Genomic DNA, 17,963 nt, shown 5'->3' with positions numbered 1-17,963 from the left:
ATGAAGTCCACCATCCGCCACCGCGCAGCAGCCCTGGGAATCGCCGGCGTCGCGGGACTCGCCGGCATCGGCCTCGCCGGCGGTCCAGCCATGGCCGACGGGGCCGCCCTCGCCGATTCGTCATCGCAGACAGCCTCCTCGGATGCCGGCACTCAGTCCGTCCACTACCCGACCGACCCCGCTGTCTATGCTGACGAACTCGTCCGGGCGTGGGGCAATGACAACACCGATCGTGTCGAGGCGTTCGCCTCGGCCGACGTCGTGGACAAGATCAACGCACACAGCGACGACAACGTCACCCATTGGGACCGTACGCGGGTCGAAGGCGCCGCCGGCACGACCTACGTCGATTACGTGAACACAGTCACCGGCGAGCAGATGACCCTCGGTCTGCCCACCGAGGCGGTGCACAACGGCGGCGAGTGGGGCGAACCCAATGCGGTGCACAGCATCAGATTCGAAGGGTGAAGCCACCTCGGCGAACGACCGGAGCCCCGCACCGACGGAAGATCGGTGCGGGGCTCCTGTCGGCGGGAATGCCTACAGATGCGCCTCCGGGGCGTTCTGCACGTAGTCGTCGACGGTGTCGTTCTTGAACGCGTCCTGGAGCTTCGAAAGCTCCTCCTCGTCGACGTTGACGATCGACTGACCGTCCGGCGAGGTGCCGACGCCGGCGACGGGAGCCGTGAAGAACTCGATGTCCCCGGGGCGGACGTCGCGCATATCGAAGGCGGTGGCCGAGATGTACTTCGCATCCAGCCCCGAGTCGACGTACATGTACGGCGCGAAGTTCTTCACCATGTCCTGGATCTTGCCCGGGTTCGACAGGGTGTCGGCGGAGATGATCTCGTTCGTCAGGCCGCGGATGAAGGCCTGCTGATTGCGGGCGCGCTGGAAGTCGCCGTCCTTGAACTGTTTGCGCTCACGCACGAAGGTCAGGGCCTCATCGCCGTCCAGGACGTTCTCGCCCTTGGTGAAGGTGTACCCGTTCTTCTCGAACGACTGCTCGGAGTTCACGGTCACCCCGCCGAGGCTGTCGGTGAGGGCCTTGAAGCCTTCGAAGTCGATGATCGCCACGTGGTCGAGGTCGGTGCCGATGAAGTCCGAGATCGTCGACACGGCCAGCGGCAGACCGCCGTAGGACAGGGCCGAGTTGATCTTCGACTTGCCGTGGCCTTCGACGTCGACCCAGGTGTCGCGCGGGATCGACATGATCTGGACGTTGCCGCCGTCATCGGGCAGGTGCATGACCATGATCGTGTCCGACCGCAGGCCGCGCGAGTCGTTGACGTCGACCTCGTCCATCGGCTCGTCGGAGCCCAGCAGCAGGATGTTCGTTCCGCCGTCGCCCTTGTCCCCGGACTTCTGCTTGCCGAACACCTGTTCGTCGGACAGCTGGTTCGCGTTCTTGTCGAAGGAGCGTCCCACGCTCCAGACGTAGAGTCCGATGCCGAGCACGCCGAGGATGACGATGATGAGCAGGATGACGAGGACTTTGCGCCAGACGCGCTTCTTCTTCCGCGGTCGCTGCTCCTCGGGCTGGTGGTCGAAGAGATCGTCGAAAGTGGTGTTGTCCGTCATCGGCACTCCGGGGTCATGTCGGTGCGGCACTCACGCCGACGGGGGAGAAAATTGCAATCTCGGCAATTATATAGCTTTTGTTACAAACCCCAGGACACCTCGGTCTCGCTCCCCGCCGAGGTGAGGCGTCTCACCGGCACCAGGACCCGTTCCGGATGGTGGCGCCGCTGCGGGCTGGGTAGACTTTTCTGGTGTTCAACAACTATCGGGAAATTCTGTCGCTTCCCGGTGCTCTCAAGTTCTCCTTGGCCGGTCTCGTCGCCCGGATGCCCATCGCAGTGCTGGGGCTGGGTATCGTCCTCTTCATCCAGGGCGTGACCGGGTCATACGGCATGGCGGGCATCGTCTCCGCCGTGTATATGATCGTCCAGGCACTTGCCGGCCCCGGGATCGCTCGCCTCGTCGACCGCCACGGCCAGTCGCGGGTCATGGCGCCCATCGTCGTCATCCACCTGACAGCGCTGACGCTGCTCATCGTGTCCGTGTACGAGGAATGGTGGACGGGCTTGGTCTTCGTCTTCGCCGGCATCGGCGGTGCCACAGTCGGCTCCGTCGGTTCGCTCGTGCGCTCGCGCTGGTCGCATATCGTCGACTCGCCGAAGAAGCTGCAGACCGCGTTCTCCTGGGAGTCCGTGGCCGATGAGCTGATGTTCGTCTCCGGACCCGTGCTCGCGACGGTGATGGCGACCGCAGTCTGGCCGCCGGCCGGAATCATCCTCTCGATGGTCACCGTCGGAGTCGGCTCGCTGCTGCTCTACGTCCAGAAGTCGACCGAACCGCCTCCGGTCGAGCGCACCACAGAAGCCAAGGGACACGTGTTCTCGAACCCGGGCATCTTCGCGATCATCATCGTCAATATCTTCCTGGGCGTGAACTTCGGTGCCATCGACGTCATCGCCGTGGCCTTCGCCGACGAGCTCGGGGTGAAATCCTCGGCCGGAGTGCTGCTGTCATGTCTGGCGCTGGGTTCGCTGATCTCCGGCGCGCTGTACGGAGCCAGGAACTGGAATTCGGCGGTGCATCACCGCTTCGGCATCGCCGTATCGTGCCTGGCGGTGGGTGCGTGCATGATGCTTCTGGCACAGAACATGGTCTCCTACGGCATCATCCTCGTCATCGTCGGCTCGGCGATCGCCCCGAGCCTCATCGGAGCGAATTCGGTCATCGAGCAGCTCGCTCCGCCTCGGCGACTCACGGAGGCGTTTGCGTGGCTCGGCACCTCGCTGGGCTTCGGCGTCGCCTTCGGGTCGGCGATCGCCGGCAACATCATCGATGCGCACAATGCGAAGACCGCGATGCTGCTGCCCGCCGGCTGTGCGGTGCTCGGGGCGATCATCGCGCTGTCGCTGCTCAAACTGCTCAACCCCTCGCGGTCGAGCCACGAGGTCCGGTTGGCCAAGGACGCCCGCCGGGTGCGCGTCGACAAGTAGCGGCGCCCCATACTCCCGCTGATGCCACAACGCCCCGTTGCGACGGGGCGTTGTGCTGTCTGCGGTGTCGGACGCCTGTGCAGCAAAGGCACCTGCCCCCGCGGGTACTGTCAGTGAGTTCCTAGCCCGCCTTCTCAAAGACCTCCTCGGGCGTAGAGTCGGTCATCCGAACAGCAGCTCTCGAGTTCGGCTCGGATCCCTCGAGCGCTGGGGTGCGGCGAACAGGCGCCTCCACCATCTCGATCTGCTGTCTCTCGATCTGCTGTTCGGAAACGCTGGCGAAGTCCACTGACGAAGCACCCCCGCACAAGGAGGAAGCGCTATGAGCAATGAGAGTTTTCGCAACGACCCCCTGCCCGACCCACCGGAGGCGACACCGACCGAACCTCTGCCGGCCACGGGAATAGCCGGGACTGAAGACGCCGATGCCGCCCCGGAGCAGGGCAGAAGTTCGGACCAGGACGGTTCTCGCGCGGAAGCGGCCAAGGACGAGGCACGCCAGGTCGGCCGGGAGGGACAGGCTGCCGGGAAGCACGTCGCCGACACTGCGAAGGACGAAGCTCAGAACGTCGCCGCGGAGGCAAAGGGCCAAGCCCAGAACCTCGCTCGCACTCTGCAGAGCGAACTCAGCGACCAGGCTGCGCATCAGCAGCAGAGAGCGGCCGAGGGCTTGCGCTCCTTCAGCGACGAGCTGCATTCCATGGCGGACAACTCGGAGCAGCCCGGCATGGCCACCCAATGGGTCAAGGAGGCCGCAGGCCGGCTCGGAAGCGCTGCCGGATGGCTCGATGAGCGTGATCCCGCCTCGGTGCTGAACGAGACCAAGCGATTCGCTCGCAATCGTCCTGTCGCTTTCCTCGCGATTGCGGCGGGAGCCGGGCTGCTTGCCGGGCGTCTCGCACGCGGTCTCAAAGGCGCCGGCGACGGTGGAAGTTCCGGGCCCGAATCGCAGACAGCACCTCCAGGGACCCGCCCGGAGGGAGAAGCCGCAAGAGGCTCCCTCCGAGGCGGAATCGGCAATGTGGAGCCGCCGGAGGAGACTCTCGCGCAGCCGGTGGACGGATATCCCTCGGAGGCGCCCGGCTATCCCGCGACCGCCCCCGGAGGTCGGCCGAGTTCGCTGGAGCCGACCTTCCCCGACGACGGCGCCCGAGGGCTGAGCTGAGGAGGGACGGCACATGACGGAACCACACAACCCGAACGTCGGAAGCGCAGCATCCGACGGTCCTCCCGGAGGCACTGGGGAGCCTCGAGCCTCCGAGGACGCCGCCGATCTGCGCGCCCGCCGCGAGTCATTGGGCGACATGCTCAAGGAAGTCAGTGAGGACCTGTCGACGCTCATCCGTCAGGAGGTCGAGCTGGCCAAGGCAGAGATGCGCGAGTCGGCGACCAAGGCAGGAAAGGGAGCCGGCATGTTCACCGGTGCCGCTCTCAGCGGCTACATGGTGCTGCTGTTCCTCTCGCTGGCGGTCTGGGTCGGCATCTCCTACCTCACCGGCCTGGTCTGGTCGGCGATCATTGTCGCCGTCATCTGGGCGATCGTTGCCGCGATCCTCGCGCTGACAGGCAAGAAGGAACTGAAAACCATCGAGGGTGCACCTCGAACAGCTGAGACCGTCAAAGACATCCCGAAGGCATTCGAGTGAGAAGAGGCGATGAATCATGAGTCAGTCACCAGAGCAGATACGTCGAGACATCGAAGCGACCCGAGCCGAACTGGGCGCTGACGTCGACGCCGTCGAGCACAAGGTCAATCCGTCCTCGATCGCCCAGCGCGGCATGGACGACGCCCGCGGCAAGGCCCAACAGCTCAAGAACCGGATCATGGGCGAGGCCGACCACACCGGCGACAGCGGGGCGACGGCACAGGACGTCGTGCAGGACAAGGCACAGGACGCAGCCGACACCGTTCGTGACACACCGCGCATGGTCAAAGAGCAGACACAGGGCAGCCCTGTCGCCGCAGGTCTCATCGCCTTCGGTGCCGGCCTGCTCGCCGCAGCCCTCCTGCCTGCCAGCCAGAAGGAGAAGGACGCGGCCCAGCGGATCAAGGACGAGAGCGAACCTCTGGTCTCCGACATCAAGGATGCAGCCAAGGAAGTTGCCGAGGACATGAAGCAGCCATCCAAGGAAGCTGCCGCCGAGGTCAAGGACACGGCCCAGGGCGCGGCCGAGAACGTCAAGGACGAGGGCCAGGACGCCGCCCAGGATGTGAAGGACCAGGCAGAAGAGGCCCGCAGCACCATCAGCGATTCCGGAGGTTCTGCGCCTGCCAGCGGATCGGGTGCAGGTAGCTCGGGTGCAGGCGGATCGGGTGCAGGCGGATCGGGTGCCTCCGGCGCTGGCGGAACGAGCGCCGGAGTTTCAGGTCCCGACGGGACGCCGGGCCGCCTCGGCGAACCTCCGCGGATCGACCCGCAGTCCGACCAGCCGGGCGCGCGGCACTAGCGCCGACCTCGGCCACGATTTCATTCGAACGTCCAGCGGCTCCGGGATTCTCCCGGAGCCGCTGTCGTGCGCGCAACTGCCTGCCACCCGATCGAAGCCGCGCGCCAACCCCGGAAATGTCAACGATCGTTGACATTGAGGCGTTAAGAATGTTTTACTTTTCGTGTAAAAGAAACTTGACATCAAGGAACCGTATGGAAGTGCAGACCTCGGATCTCAAGCAGGTTCGCAAAGCGTCGGGGCTCACTCAGGCGCAGCTGGCACAGGTGACCGGAGTATCGCGACAGACGATCATCGCCACTGAGAAGGGCGACTACGCCCCCAGCGTCTATCTGGCTCTGCGTATCGCACGCGCCTTGAACACCACAGTGGAAGAGATCTTCTCGCTTCAGGAGGAATATCAATGAGCAACATGAGCGGAAAGAAGCCCCGCACCAATTCACTGGCCGACAGGATCGTCGGTTTCGACGACCCGTCCATGGGGGACGAACGCGAACGTGACGTCATCCTGCGCGCCTACACGTTCGGCTCCGTCATCTCAACCTATGCGCTCTTCGCTCTCGGCCTCGTCTTCGCAGCCATCGGCGCCGGGATGTGGTCCGTGCTGATCATCCTGGCCTCGGGTCTGACCGGTGTGGCGGTCTCGGCCTATTGCAAACGTGAGAACGTGGACTTCTCGATGGCGATTGCCCGCGTCTCCCCGAGAAGACTGCTCATCTCCAATGTCGTCGGGGCCGGGTTCGCCATTGCGTGGGTCGCGGCCCTCGTCTTCCATATGACCGTCGGCCGTCCTCTCATCGACGTCAGCCTCGGAAGCGACTTGAGCGGAGTGACCAGCTCGTCGTCGATCGCCATCGGAGCAGCGGTCGGATTCGTCGGTGCCATCGTGGCGATGTCGATCTCGCGGTCGCGCAAGATCAAGCAGGCCCGCGCCGAGGCGGCCGCAGCCGCTGACATCGAGGACGAAGACTGAACAGGCGACGCCCGGCAGTGCCGGCGCCGGGCCAGCCGCCTCAGCGCCGCCAGCATCCCTCACCGTTAGCGTCATGACATCCCGTTGCACCAGGGGGTTATGACACTAACGGAGCAGGATGCGCGAGGGAGAGTGCGTTGTGTCAGCGAGGGTAGGCGCTGACGCCAACGGTGCGCTCAGCCGGCGACCAGGCACGGGGCTGGCTCAGGAGCAGCCACCGCTCACCGAACACTGCTCTCACGCCCGGCGCACGCAGGCTCCCGCCCAGTTCTTGCGTGGAGAGGTCTCGCCGACGCCGGGGTTGAAGACGTTGCAGGGGTCGAGCTCCTTGAAGTGGGCCTCCATCTCCGGCGGCACGTGGTAGAGGCGACCATAGTTGTGCTCGGCGGGCACGGCAGCGCCGCGGGCCTCGAGCAGCTCCATCATCTGCTGCTTCAGCGCCACCGGGTCGACCCCCTTCTTCGCCACATGGTCCTGGTGGAGGACGTGGCAGAAGAAGTGGCCGTAGTAGGAGCTGATGTGCAGCTGCTCGGCGATCTCGTCGGGCAGGACCTCGAGCCAGTCGTCCTCATCGCGACGCAGCGCGACATCGAAGGTGATCATCGCCGAGGAGTCCTCGCGGTTGAGGTTGAAGTACCGGGTCGCGGCACTCGCGGCGCCGAACCGGTGGAGCATCGCGGACTGAGCCTCATCGGCGTCGCAGACGAAGTAGTCTCCCTCGTGCTCAGGACCGCGCCCCGCCTCGGCGAAGAATTCGTCGAGGAAGGCCCCCATCCGCTCCTTCTCCTCGCCGCTGACGACGAGCAGCAGATGATGCTCGAAGCGATCGCGGAACTCGAGCATGCGCTTCGGCAGCTGCTGCGGCAGGAGGCCGAAGGCCCGCTGGGCGATGGTGTCGGCGACGGTCTCGCCGAAGAACGGCATCTTCGCGAACACCCCGTTGGCCCAGTTCTTCAGCGCGAAGAGCTTGATCTGCTCGCGGCTGCCGGCGTGCTTGATGGACACGAACGTGTCCTTGCCGTACTTCTCCGCGAGATCGAATGAGGGCCGCCCCATGTACTCCCCGGAGATTGGCAGGGGCATGTCCGAGGTCAGGATCGCCCGACGCAGCCCCTCGAGTTCGGCGGGGCTGTTCGTGCCGACGTAGAACGTCGTCGCGCCCGTCTCCTTCGGGAATGTGCGGGTGCGCACCGCGAAGACCATGAGCTTGCCGGCCGAACCGGAGGCCTCATAGAGGAACTTCGGGTTCGCGTTGTACCGCGCGGGCGAGTCGACGATCTCGCGCACGTGCTCGCCGTATTCGGTCTCCATCGTGTCCTCCGGCGGCGGGGTGACGTCCGCCGGAGACCAGTCGCCGCGCTGCAGCTTGTCGAGGATGTGGGCCGGATCCTCCCCCAGCTCCACGCCGAGGTGGTTGACGAGTTCGAGTCGCCCCGCCTCGGTGACGCGGGCGAAGATCGCGTGCTTCGTGAACGCCGGTCCCTTCCGGACCTGGCTGCCGCCGGAGTTGTTGGCGATGCCGCCGACGACCGAGGCACCGATCGAGGACGAGCCGATGACCGAGTGCGGTTCGCGCCCGAGCGGGGCGAGAGCCTCGTCGAGTTCGTAGAGAGTGGAACCGGCCAGGCACACCGCCTCGCGGGCGTCGTTGATGAGATGGATGCCGTTGATGCGCAGGGTCGAGATGATGACGATCTCGCGGTCGTAGTCCTGTGCGCCCGGGCCCGAACCGCCGGTCAGGCCGGTGTTGGCCGACTGCGGGATGACGATGAGGTCGTGGTCGACGCAGACCTGCAGGGCCCGCCACATGTCGACGAGGCTGCCCGGTTTGAGAACGGCCAGCACACTGCCGCCGCCGAACCGGTTGCCCTTGGCATACGGCTCGGTCGCCCGCTTCGAGGTGAGCACGTGTCGCCTGCCCATGATGTCGATGAAGGCGCTGACCGCCGGTGATGGTTCCTGTGATCGTCCGAGCATGGTGTCGCTCCCTCTCTGTCGTTGCGAGCTGTTTTCATCGTGGAACGTCGTCGATGCACGCCGAGGCGGCCCGGCAGTCCAATCATCAGGTCTCGGTTCCGTCGTCGTCCTGCCCATCCTGCGTCCGTTTCTCCGCACGCATCCGGTGCCATTCGGCGAGTTTTTCGGCGATGACACCTTCGTAGCCGTGGCTGGTGGGCCGGTACAGCCTCTCCGGCTCCATCTCCTCGGGGAAGTAATTCGCGCCCGAGAATCCTCCCGGCGTGTGCGGATCGTACTCGTAGCCTTCTCCGTAGCCGAGGTCCTTCATCAGCTTCGTCGGGGCGTTGAGGATATTCGCCGGCGGCATGAGAGACCCGGTCTTCTTCGCCAGCCGCTTGGCGGCATTGAATGCCGAGTAGACCGCGATGGACTTCGGTGCGGTGGCAAGGTAGACGACGGCTTGGGCGATCGCGAGCTCGCCCTCCGGGGAGCCGAGCCGCTCATAGACGTCCCATGCCGCCAGGGCCTGGTGGACGGCCTGTGGGTCGGCGATCGCAATGTCCTCGTTGGCGAACCGCACCAGACGTCGGGCGATGTAGAGCGGGTCTTCGCCGCCGTCGAGCATCCTCGCCAACCAGTACAGTGACGCGTCCGGGTCGGAGCCGCGCATGGACTTGTGCAGCGCAGAGATGAGGTTGTAGTGGCTTTCCTGCCCCTTGTCGTAGATCGGTGCGCGCTGCTGAACCAGCTCAGTCAGGCCGGACGTGTCGAGCGTCTCACTGACGGTTTGGAGCTGCTCGATGAGGTTGAGCAGGTACCTGCCGTCGCCGTCGGCCATCGCCACCATCGCGTGCCGGGCCTGCTCGTCGAGCGGAAGTGATTTCCCCGTGGCGGTTTCTGCACGTTCGATGAGTGTGGTCAGCGTCTGCTCGTCGAGGCGTTTGAGGACGAACACCTGGCAGCGAGAGAGCAGTGCGGAGTTGAGTTCGAAGCTGGGGTTCTCCGTGGTCGCGCCGACGAGGATCACCGTGCCGTCCTCCACATAGGGAAGGAAGGAATCCTGTTGAGCTCGGTTGAAGCGGTGGATCTCATCGACGAACAGCATCGTGCCCTGGCCGATCTCTCGGCGTTTGGCAGCCGCCTGGAAGACCTTGCGGAGCTCGGCGACTCCGGAGAAGGTCGCAGACAGCGGTTCGAAGGCCAATCCGGTGCGGTCAGCGAGCAGACGCGCGATTGTGGTCTTCCCGCACCCCGGAGGCCCCCACAGCACCATGGAGACCAGTCGGCGTTCGTCGACCATGCGGCCGATCGGCCCGTCGTGCCCGAGAAGGTGGTCTTGCCCCAGCACGTCTTCGAGAGTCTTCGGACGCAGACGGTCGGCGAGGGGCCGCCCGATGTCGTCGGGTTCGAACAATGACGGTGGTTCCTGGCTCACTGTGTCACCTCCGTCGTCGTGGATCCGCCTGCGGGTGAGGACTCCGTTTTCATCCTAGTTCCCGGCGGCAAGGGCCGACAGGCCCCTCCGCTGCGCTCACCACGTGCTGCCATTCACCGTCGATTCCGCGATCCCAGTCCCACAGCGCCGAGGCAGAGCAGGCAGATCCCCGCCACTGCGCCCAAGGAGACGGCATAGGGCATGACCGGCAGGAGCGCTGCGAGCACGGTCGGCAGCAGGAATCCGGAGTAGGCCAGTGAATAGTAGACGCCGGTGATGCCCGCGAGGTCGTCGGGTTCGGCGATGGCCTGGACGATGATGAGGCCGGCGACGACGCAGATGCCGTAGGCGAGCCCGAGCACGACGGCGACGACGAAAGCGAGGACCGGATCGACGGTCAGCGCCGCGACGATGCCCGACGCCATCCCGAACGTCATCAGCCCGAGTCCGACGACGAGTGCGCGCCCGCCGGTCCAGCGGTTGATCGCCGGCACCAGATTCTGCACCGAGGCGCCGACTCCCAAGGTGACGACGGTGAGCACGGTCGCATACAGCGTCGTCCACTCTCCCAGCTCGTCCTGGACGAGTGCGGGCATGACCGCATAGGCGATGCCGGCGGCACCGAAGACCCACGGGGCGGCGGGGACGATGAGCCTGACGAACGTGCGATGGGCGACCAGGGGGATGCGCAGGCCCCGCCACCAGTGCTGGTTCGAGCGCTTGCCCTTCGGAAGGGATTCGGGCGCGGTCAGGAGGATGAGCAGAGCCAGGACGTTGAGGAGACCGTGGACCGCGTAGGGCAGCGCCTCGGGGACCGGTCCCCATTGGGCCAGGCATCCGGTGACCGCAGCACCGGCTGCGAACCCCATGGTCAGCGTCAGAGCCGGGCGGCGAGCGCCGGCGGTGATGTCGGCCCTGGAATCGAACGGCGGGGCCGAGAGCTCTTTGATCCAGCTCGTGCCCACCGACATCGCGACGCCGACGCCGATGCCTGCGAGCACTCGCCCGCCGCACAGCAGCCAGAAGAGGTCGTAGCCGAGCCCGAGGCAGATGCTGCCGATGATCGCAGCCATCGCTCCGCCGACGAGGATGGGCTTGCGTCCGCGTCGATCCGACAGCGCCGAGGCGACCAGCAGGCCCGGGATCAGTCCCCCGACGTACATGCCCAGCAGCAGGTTCGCCTGCCAGACGGCGTACCTGCCGTCCACTTCATACATGTGCACGAGAGGGGTGAAGTGGTTCCCGCCCCAGGCGAGCAGGAAGACCGCCGGTGCCACGCGCATCCAGGACCCGCCTCGGCGGCGGTGGGCCCCCGGCTCAGCGGGGACGGTGTCGGTGTTCGATGCTTCCCCCGTGGTAGTGCGAGCAGGGGCATCGGTGGTTGGTTCTGGGGTCATGTCTGGCGATTCCGGGTCGGCTGTGCGTGGCTGTCCGGGGCATCGGCCGGGGTGCCATGGTTCCTCGGCACCCCGGGCGGAGTCCCGATTTCAGGCGAAGTGCGTCGCGTCGATATGTCGGCGGATGAGCGCACCGAAGGCGTCGGCATCGCTGCGTTCGGCGAGGTCGGTGAGCTCTGCGTGTTCGTCGAAGAGGGTGTCGAGGGAGCCTGGGCGGTCGATGACGGCCTGATAGGTCAGTCGAGCCAGGCGGGGGCCCATCGTGGTGAGCATCTCATCGACCACGGCGTTGCCGCCGCTGCGGATGATGCGGGCGTGGAAGCTGTAGTCGGCGCTGGCGAAACCGAGGGTGTCGCCTGCGTTCAGGGCCTGCCGCTGTCGATCGAGGAGAGTGCGCAGGTCGGCGGCCACCGGCTCGAGTCCGCTCGCGGACTTGAGGGCGTGGGCAGCGTCGACTTCGAACAAGACGCGGACGGCGAGCAGGTCGCGGCGCTCCGAACCCGTCACAGTGGTGACGATCGCGCCTTTCTTCGGTACGAGTCGGACGAGGCGCCATCTCTCGAGCTGGAGCATCGCTTCCCGCGCAGGGGTGCGGCTGGCACCCTGGGCCGCGGCGAGTTCAGCCTCGGTGAGCAGGGTTCCGGGTGCGAATCGCTGTTCGATGATCTCGCGGGCGGCCCAGGCGGCCATCTTCGCCGCGATCGGTGAGCTGTCGTCGATGCGCTCCCACGGGAGCGTCAGCATGTTGTTCACGTCGCCAGACTAACAGATGCATGCATTGATAGATGCAACAGCATCCCGTGCTCACACGGCGGCCCTGCAGCCTCACATGAAGCTGCAGGGCCGTCAGACAGCTCGAGAAGGGGCGTCACTCCACGAGCTTGCCGACCTGGCTGATCTCGTCGGTGCGCATGAGTGCGGCGACCTCGGGGTCGACCTCGGGGATCCCCTCACGCACGACCCCGGCCTGCGGCGACCACACGAGGTTGACCTGCAGCGACGGATCCTGCGCCGGATAGTCGCTGCGGTTGTGGCAGCCGCGCGTCTCCCTGCGCTCGAGGGCGCATTCGAGCGTCGCGCGGGCTGCGAGCACCGAGGACTTGAGGTCGAAGGCATGTGAGAGGTCGGCGAACCCGGCGATATCCGGGTGGATGCCGACATTCGCCATCCGCGCCTCGATGCCGGCGAGCTTCTCCAGACCTGCCTGCAGGCCGGCCTCGTCGCGGACGACCCCGGCGTGCTCGGTCATGAGGTTGCGGACCTCGCGCTGGAGGGCGCGCACATTCTCCGTGCCCTCGGAGGCGAGCAGATCAGCGATCTCGTCCCGCGCCTCGGCGACGGCGTCCCGCGAACGCACCTGCGCTTCGAGCTCATCGGAGTACGTGACGGCGGACCTGCCGACGATCCGGCCGAAGACAAGGAGCTCGATGAGCGAATTCCCGCCGAGCCGGTTGGCCCCGTGCAGTCCGGAGGAGGCCTCGCCGATGGCCCACAGGCCCTCGACGTCGGTGCTGTGATCGACAGGGTCGACCCACACCCCGCCCATCGAGTAGTGCGCGGTCGGGGCGATCTCGATCGGCGAGCGCGTGATGTCGAGCATCTGCGTCTCCATGAGCGTCTGGAACACCCGGGGCAGCCGGTTCATGATCGTCTCGCGCGGCAGGTGGGACACATCGAGCCAGACGCCGCCGCCTTCCGTCCCGCGGCCCTCGGCGATCTCCGTGTAGGCGGCCAGGGCCACGCGGTCGCGGGTGGACAGCTCCATGCGCTCGGGGTCGTAGCGTTCCATGAACCGCTCCCCCAGCCCGTTGGTGAGGATCCCGCCCTCGCCGCGGGCCGCCTCGGAGACCAGGGTTCCGGCGGCGTTCTCGGGTTCGATGATGCCCGAGGGGTGGAACTGGACGAGCTCCGCGTCGCGCAGGCGCGCCCCGGCCTCGACGGCCAGGCGGAAGGAGTCGCCCGTGTTCTCGTCCCGGCGCGAGGAGGTGCGCCGCCAGATGCGGTTGTGTCCGCCGGCGGCGAGGATGACGGCGTCGGCATGGATGCGATAGCCCGCGCCGTCGATGACGTCGAAGCCGTAGGCACCGAAGATGCGGCCGTCGGCCACGAGCAGCTTGGTGATGTAGACGCGGTCGAGGATCGGGATTTCTAAGGCTTCGGCACGATGGATGAGGGTGCGCTGGATCTCGAGCCCCGTGTAGTCGCCGGCGAAAGCGGTGCGACGCCAGGTGTGGGCGCCGAAGAAGCGCTGTGAGATCCGACCGTCGTCCTCCTTTGCGAAGTCCATTCCATATCGCTCCAGGTCGGCGATGCCCTCGGCTGCGCCCTGAGTGACGATCTCGACGGTGCGGGGGTTGGCGAGGTCATAGGATTCCTTGATCGTGTCGGCCGCGTGCTGGGCCCAGGTGTCCTCGGGATCCATCGTGGCCAGGGCGGCGTTGATGCCGCCGGCGGCGAGCGAGGTGTGGGCGTCTTCCTTCGGACGCTTGCCCACGGCCAGGACGTCGACTCCGGCCTCGGCGACCTCGATCGCAGCCCGCAGGCCCGATCCGCCGGTGCCGATGACGAGCACCGAGGTGGAGACGGCGTGCTCTCTGCGAACGGAGCCGTGGCCCTGGCGGGATGAGTGGGATTGTCCCTGTGTGGTGTTCATGGATTCCACGTTAGGTTCGCCTAATGCATACGTCCAATGCATTGTTTGAGTGAACTCGATAGCGATATGCTATCGGCATGAATTTGGAACAGCTGACCAGCTTCGTCGAGGTCGCGGCCACCGGTCACTTCACGAAGGCGGCGGCCAGTCTGCATCTGGCCCAGCCGTCGCTGAGCCGCCAGATCTCGACCCTGGAGAAGGAGCTCGGCGCGGAGCTCTTCCATCGTGCGCACGGGCACATCTCGCTGACCGCGGCCGGGGAGACCCTGCTGCCGACAGCTCGGCGGATGCTCGCCGACGCCGAGGCGGTCCGCCGCGACATGGATGAGCTCGCCGGCCTCCGACGGGGTCGGATCCGGCTCGGCGCGACGCCGACGCTGTGCGTGAGCCTCGTCGCCGAGGCGATCAGCGGCTTCCATCACGAGCATCCCGGCATCGAACTCGAGCTCGTGGAGAAGGGATCACGCGAGCTCATCGAGTCCCTCGGCGCCGGCGGGCTCGACCTGGCGCTCATCACCCGCACCCTCGACCTCGGCGCGCAGATGCCGCGGCTGGACCTGCAGGAGGTCCTCGGCGAGGACCTCGTCGTCATCGACGCCGCCGACAGTCACCGGCTGAGCGGCAGGGATCGGATCACCCTCGCCGAGGTGGCCGACCTTCCCCAGGTGCTGTTCCATCACGGCTACGACCTGCGGGAAGCCACCTCGGCGGCCTTCGAATCAGCGGGACTGAGCCCGAATGTCGTCGTCGAAGGCGCGGAGATGGATGCGGTGCTGCGGTTCGTCGAACGCGGGATCGGGGTCGCGATCGTCCCGGCCATGGTGCTCGTCGACCGCCCGCGACTGACGTCGGCGCAGCTGGTCGACCCGAGCCTGTCGCGAACGGTCAGCCTCGCCGAGCGCGCGGACGTGCGTGCCACCAGGGCCGCCTCGGCGATGGAGTCGACGATCCTCGCGACCGCGCGGGCGATGGCCTCCGAGGACACGGGCCTGGCCGCGCATGTGCGGCTGGCGGGGTGAGGCGCTGACTCAGAACCAGGCGTCGGCCAGCAGCGTCATCGACTGCCGGGTGACTTCCGGGTCGAATGCGTAGGTGATGGTGATGAGTTCGTCGGCACCGGTGCGCTCGACGAATTCGGCCATCTGGGCGGTGGCCCTGTCCGGCGAGCCGACCGCGCTGATCTCGAGCATCGGATTGGCGCCGCCCTGCGCGGCGATCTCGGCCGGGTCGATCGGCGGCTGCAGTCCGCGGCTGCGACCGCGGCCGATGTCGGCGAACATCTGCTGGACCGAGGTGAACTGACGGTCCGCCTCGGCGTCGGAGTCGGCGACCATGACGTTGATCCCGGCCATGACATAGGGCTCGTCGATCTGGGCGGTCGGAGCCTCGGTGGTGAAGGAGTCGCGATAGACCTTGATCGCCGCGTCGATCTGGGAGGGAGCGAAATGCGAGGCCAGGGAGAACGGCAGACCCAGCTGACCGGCGATCGACGCCCCGTTCATCGTCGAGCCGAGCACCCAGATGGGAACGTCCGTGCCCGCCGAGACCGCGGACTTGATCGGCGTGCTGTGCGCCTGCCCGCGTTCGCCGAACCAACCCTGCAGGTCATAGATGTTCTGCGCGAAGTCCTGCGGTTCGGCCGAGGACCGGGCGAGCGCCTCGGCCGTCATTCCGTCGGTGCCGGGCGCGCGGCCGAGCCCGAGGTCGATGCGGTCGCCGTGGATGTTCGCGAGGGTTCCGTACTGTTCGGCAACCATGAGCGGGGCGTGGTTGGGCAGCATCACGCCGCCGGATCCGACCCGGATCCGCTCCGTCACCGAGGCGGCCTGCGAGATGAGCAGGGCCGTGGCGCTGGCGGCCAGGCCCATCGTGTTGTGGTGTTCGGCGAACCAGAGCCGCTTGAATCCGAGCTCGTCGGCCAGAGCCGCCGAGGACATCGATTCAGCGATGGCGCTGCGGGCAGTGGCACCCTCGCGGATGGAGACGAGGTCGAGGATATTCAGCGGAACGGACAAAACAGAGGACTCCTCAGGCAGGTGGACGACGCGAGCGCAGAACACGGTCGCAGACGACGATCGCTACAGTGAACAGTCCGGACGGACGGTTCTATTCCTGGGGTGCTGACGGCTACGCTGAAGAAACCGGACTCCCCTGAAGAGGAGTGAACATGAGAACCCCAGCACTGCGGCGCACCGAACGGCTTCTCGCCGGTGCCGCGATCTCCTGCGCTCTCCTCCTCACCGCCTGCTCCTCGGATTCGAATCCCGACGACGACCAGGGCGCAGACGAGTCTGGGACCGCCTCGGCGAGCGCGGACGCCGGGTCTTCCGGTGGCAGCACCGAGGCCTCATCCGCCCCGGCTGCGGACTCCCCTGAGGTCGTCGCCACTGGGCTCGAATCTCCGTGGTCGATCGCCTTCCATGGTCAGACCCCGCTGGTCAGTGAGCGCGATTCGGGTCGCATCCTCGAAGTCTCCGCAGGTGGTGACGTCCGTGAGGTCGGTCGAATCGATGAGGTCTCAGCATCGGGCGAGGCCGGGCTCCACGGTCTCGCCGTCGACGACGACCGTCTCTATGCCTTCTTCGCGGCAGGGACGGAGAATAGGATCGTGCGGTTCGACCTCCTCGGCGAGGCCGGAGATCTGTCGCTGGGTGAGGAAGAGACGATCCTCGACGAGCTGCCCACCGCGGATTTCCACAACGGCGGACGTCTGGCCTTCGGCCCCGACAGGATGCTCTATGCCACGCTCGGTGATACGGGCGATCGCGACAGTGCGCAGGATGAGAAGGCGCTGTCCGGGAAGATTCTGCGCATGACACCCGACGGGCAGGCGCCCGAGGACAATCCATTCGGCGATTCGCTCGTCTTCAGCATGGGCCACAGGAACCCGCAGGGGCTCGGGTGGGATGACGAGGGCACGATGTATGCCTCGGAATTCGGGCAGGACACGTGGGACGAGCTCAACGTCATCGAGGCCGGCGGCAATTACGGGTGGCCCGAGGTCGAAGGCATCGCCGAGGACGGCGGCGGTGCAGGTGGCGGTGGCGACGATTTCATCGATCCGGTGCAGCAGTGGTCCCCCGACGAGGCGAGCCCCAGCGGACTGGCTGTCACCGACGACAGCATCCTCATCGCCGGGCTGCGTGGCGAGCGCCTGCACCAGGTGCCGCTCGACGAGCTCTCGAGTTCCACCGAGCTCTGGACCGGCGAACATGGGCGGCTGCGCGACGTGGTCCAGGCAACCGACGGTTCACTGCTCGTGCTGACGAACAACACCGACGGCCGCGGAGAGCCTGGCCCGGACGACGACCGACTCCTGCGCTTCACCCCGTGAGACACAGAGGCCCCCGGAAGCGATCACTTCCGGGGCCCTGATTGCGTATGTCTGAGGCTCAGTCGTCCTTGGTGCCGGGCAGGCCCTGGGACTTGCGGCGCATCAGCAGGACGACGATGACGATGATGGCGACGCCGCCGACGGAGAGCAGCACGATCATCGGGGTCGACATTCCGGAATCGCTGCCGGCGGTCTCGCCGATCTCGCCGCGGTCCTCGGTGTCCTTGCCCGGCTCGTCGACGACGCCGCCGCCGAGTCCGGCCTTCGTCGACTCCTCGACGGAGCCGCCGGCGCCCTCGGAGTCCTTGATGGTGAAGGAGTAGTCGCCGGAGATCGGGTGGCCGTCCTGGGACACCACCCGCCAGGTCACCTTGTAGTCGCCGGGCTTGAGGTCATCGGGCAGCGCCACGCTCAGCTTCTTGCCCTCGACGGTCAGCTCACCTGCGGAGACGTCCTTGCCGTCGACGACGACGGTGACCTCGGAGCCGACTTCCTGGATATCGCCGGAGAAGTTCATCTCGAGCCATTTCGGCTGCTGGTCGAGTTCGGCGCCGTCCTCGGGATTCGACGAGACGAGCTGGTCGTGCGCACTGGCGGCCGGGGCGAACGCGAACACGCTCATCGCGGCGACCAGCAGGGCGGCGAAGCCCAGCCTGAGAGCGGACCAGTTCGTTCGAGTCATGAGTCGAGACATGAGAGATTCTCCTTCAAGGCGTACCTGCGATATCGGTGGAGTCGTGCCGACAAGCTTCT

17 protein-coding genes are annotated in these 17,963 nt (G+C 66.5%); 9 read left to right on the top strand and 8 right to left on the bottom strand.

The window, feature by feature from the left end; genetic code table 11:
• Complete coding sequence (locus tag IIE29_RS09280) at positions 1-468, top strand: hypothetical protein (protein ID WP_209324974.1); 468 nt, start codon at positions 1-3, stop codon at positions 466-468.
• Positions 469-540: 72 nt separating this feature from the next.
• On the opposite strand, the gene IIE29_RS09275 is transcribed toward IIE29_RS09280, so the two are convergent.
• On the bottom strand, positions 541-1,581 hold the full coding sequence (locus IIE29_RS09275) for an LCP family protein (RefSeq protein WP_209324973.1): 1,041 nt from the start codon (positions 1,579-1,581) through the stop codon (positions 541-543).
• Between the two features lie 191 nt (positions 1,582-1,772).
• On the opposite strand from IIE29_RS09275, the gene IIE29_RS09270 reads away from it, so the two are divergent.
• The 6 genes from IIE29_RS09270 (at position 1,773) to IIE29_RS09245 (ending at position 6,432) form a co-directional block, all read left to right on the top strand.
• Entirely contained in the window at positions 1,773-3,011 is a 1,239-nt protein-coding gene (locus IIE29_RS09270) for an MFS transporter (RefSeq protein ID WP_209324972.1), read from the top strand.
• 322 nt (positions 3,012-3,333) lie between these two features.
• Positions 3,334-4,176, top strand: a complete 843-nt coding sequence (locus tag IIE29_RS09265; protein WP_209324971.1) for a hypothetical protein — start codon at positions 3,334-3,336, stop codon at positions 4,174-4,176.
• Between the two features lie 13 nt (positions 4,177-4,189).
• Complete coding sequence (locus IIE29_RS09260; RefSeq protein WP_209324970.1) at positions 4,190-4,657, top strand: phage holin family protein; 468 nt, start codon at positions 4,190-4,192, stop codon at positions 4,655-4,657.
• Between the two features lie 16 nt (positions 4,658-4,673).
• Complete coding sequence (locus IIE29_RS09255) at positions 4,674-5,459, top strand: DUF3618 domain-containing protein (protein WP_209324969.1); 786 nt, start codon at positions 4,674-4,676, stop codon at positions 5,457-5,459.
• A 194-nt stretch (positions 5,460-5,653) separates the two neighbouring features.
• Positions 5,654-5,866 carry a helix-turn-helix transcriptional regulator gene (locus tag IIE29_RS09250; protein WP_209324968.1) on the top strand — a complete coding sequence of 71 codons (213 nt, stop codon included), beginning with the start codon at positions 5,654-5,656 and terminating at the stop codon, positions 5,864-5,866.
• Positions 5,863-6,432 (top strand): hypothetical protein, encoded by a 570-nt coding sequence (locus IIE29_RS09245; RefSeq protein WP_209324967.1) that lies wholly within the window; start codon positions 5,863-5,865, stop codon positions 6,430-6,432. Before IIE29_RS09250 ends, IIE29_RS09245 begins: the two co-directional genes overlap by 4 nt.
• Before the next feature lie 237 nt (positions 6,433-6,669).
• Here IIE29_RS09245 and dld read toward each other — a convergent pair whose 3' ends face one another.
• The 5 genes from dld to IIE29_RS09220 form a co-directional block, all read right to left on the bottom strand.
• On the bottom strand, positions 6,670-8,409 hold the full coding sequence (gene dld, locus IIE29_RS09240; RefSeq protein WP_209324966.1) for a D-lactate dehydrogenase: 1,740 nt from the start codon (positions 8,407-8,409) through the stop codon (positions 6,670-6,672).
• Positions 8,410-8,494: 85 nt separating this feature from the next.
• Entirely contained in the window at positions 8,495-9,826 is a 1,332-nt protein-coding gene (locus IIE29_RS09235) for a replication-associated recombination protein A (RefSeq protein ID WP_343071858.1), read from the bottom strand.
• Positions 9,827-9,939: 113 nt separating this feature from the next.
• Positions 9,940-11,223: an MFS transporter gene (locus IIE29_RS09230; RefSeq protein WP_246475858.1), complete on the bottom strand. Its 1,284-nt coding sequence runs from the start codon at positions 11,221-11,223 to the stop codon at positions 9,940-9,942.
• Positions 11,224-11,313: 90 nt separating this feature from the next.
• Positions 11,314-11,967 carry a GntR family transcriptional regulator gene (locus IIE29_RS09225; RefSeq protein WP_246475873.1) on the bottom strand — a complete coding sequence of 218 codons (654 nt, stop codon included), beginning with the start codon at positions 11,965-11,967 and terminating at the stop codon, positions 11,314-11,316.
• Between the two features lie 124 nt (positions 11,968-12,091).
• A complete protein-coding gene (locus IIE29_RS09220; protein ID WP_209324964.1) occupies positions 12,092-13,876 on the bottom strand; it encodes an FAD-binding protein in 1,785 nt (594 codons plus the stop codon).
• Between the two features lie 77 nt (positions 13,877-13,953).
• Here IIE29_RS09220 and IIE29_RS09215 point away from each other — a divergent pair, with 77 nt between their 5' ends.
• Complete coding sequence (locus IIE29_RS09215) at positions 13,954-14,895, top strand: LysR family transcriptional regulator (protein WP_209324963.1); 942 nt, start codon at positions 13,954-13,956, stop codon at positions 14,893-14,895.
• Between the two features lie 9 nt (positions 14,896-14,904).
• Here the strand turns inward: IIE29_RS09215 and IIE29_RS09210 are convergent, their stop codons facing one another.
• Positions 14,905-15,891 carry an LLM class flavin-dependent oxidoreductase gene (locus tag IIE29_RS09210; RefSeq protein WP_209324962.1) on the bottom strand — a complete coding sequence of 329 codons (987 nt, stop codon included), beginning with the start codon at positions 15,889-15,891 and terminating at the stop codon, positions 14,905-14,907.
• A 152-nt stretch (positions 15,892-16,043) separates the two neighbouring features.
• On the opposite strand from IIE29_RS09210, the gene IIE29_RS09205 reads away from it, so the two are divergent.
• Entirely contained in the window at positions 16,044-17,210 is a 1,167-nt protein-coding gene (locus tag IIE29_RS09205) for a PQQ-dependent sugar dehydrogenase (protein WP_209324961.1), read from the top strand.
• A gap of 58 nt (positions 17,211-17,268) precedes the next feature.
• Here IIE29_RS09205 and IIE29_RS09200 read toward each other — a convergent pair whose 3' ends face one another.
• Positions 17,269-17,904, bottom strand: coding sequence for a copper resistance CopC family protein (locus tag IIE29_RS09200; protein WP_246475857.1), 636 nt, complete (start codon positions 17,902-17,904; stop codon positions 17,269-17,271).
• Positions 17,905-17,963 lie beyond the last annotated feature (59 nt).

The organism is Brevibacterium renqingii, assembly GCF_017808095.1.
GTDB classification, from domain to species: Bacteria; Actinomycetota; Actinomycetes; order Actinomycetales; family Brevibacteriaceae; genus Brevibacterium; species Brevibacterium renqingii.
The sequence above is the reverse complement of the archived record's forward strand: the minus strand, read 5'-3'. Positions and strand labels throughout refer to the sequence as shown.

Bases quoted from the DNA above. Each gene is read 5' to 3' on its own strand.
- IIE29_RS09220 (WP_209324964.1), bottom strand. From the start codon at position 13,876: ATGAACACCACACAGGGACAATCCCACTCATCCCGCCAGGGCCACGGC.
- IIE29_RS09225 (WP_246475873.1), bottom strand. From the start codon at position 11,967: ATGCTGACGCTCCCGTGGGAGCGCATCGACGACAGCTCACCGATCGCG.
- IIE29_RS09215 (WP_209324963.1), top strand. From the start codon at position 13,954: ATGAATTTGGAACAGCTGACCAGCTTCGTCGAGGTCGCGGCCACCGGT.
- IIE29_RS09250 (WP_209324968.1), top strand. From the start codon at position 5,654: ATGGAAGTGCAGACCTCGGATCTCAAGCAGGTTCGCAAAGCGTCGGGG.
- IIE29_RS09275 (WP_209324973.1), bottom strand. From the start codon at position 1,581: ATGACGGACAACACCACTTTCGACGATCTCTTCGACCACCAGCCCGAG.
- IIE29_RS09255 (WP_209324969.1), top strand. From the start codon at position 4,674: ATGAGTCAGTCACCAGAGCAGATACGTCGAGACATCGAAGCGACCCGA.
- IIE29_RS09200 (WP_246475857.1), bottom strand. From the start codon at position 17,904: ATGTCTCGACTCATGACTCGAACGAACTGGTCCGCTCTCAGGCTGGGC.
- IIE29_RS09260 (WP_209324970.1), top strand. From the start codon at position 4,190: ATGACGGAACCACACAACCCGAACGTCGGAAGCGCAGCATCCGACGGT.
- IIE29_RS09205 (WP_209324961.1), top strand. From the start codon at position 16,044: ATGAGAACCCCAGCACTGCGGCGCACCGAACGGCTTCTCGCCGGTGCC.
- IIE29_RS09245 (WP_209324967.1), top strand. From the start codon at position 5,863: ATGAGCAACATGAGCGGAAAGAAGCCCCGCACCAATTCACTGGCCGAC.
- IIE29_RS09280 (WP_209324974.1), top strand. From the start codon at position 1: ATGAAGTCCACCATCCGCCACCGCGCAGCAGCCCTGGGAATCGCCGGC.
- dld (WP_209324966.1), bottom strand. From the start codon at position 8,409: ATGCTCGGACGATCACAGGAACCATCACCGGCGGTCAGCGCCTTCATC.
- IIE29_RS09230 (WP_246475858.1), bottom strand. From the start codon at position 11,223: ATGACCCCAGAACCAACCACCGATGCCCCTGCTCGCACTACCACGGGG.
- IIE29_RS09265 (WP_209324971.1), top strand. From the start codon at position 3,334: ATGAGCAATGAGAGTTTTCGCAACGACCCCCTGCCCGACCCACCGGAG.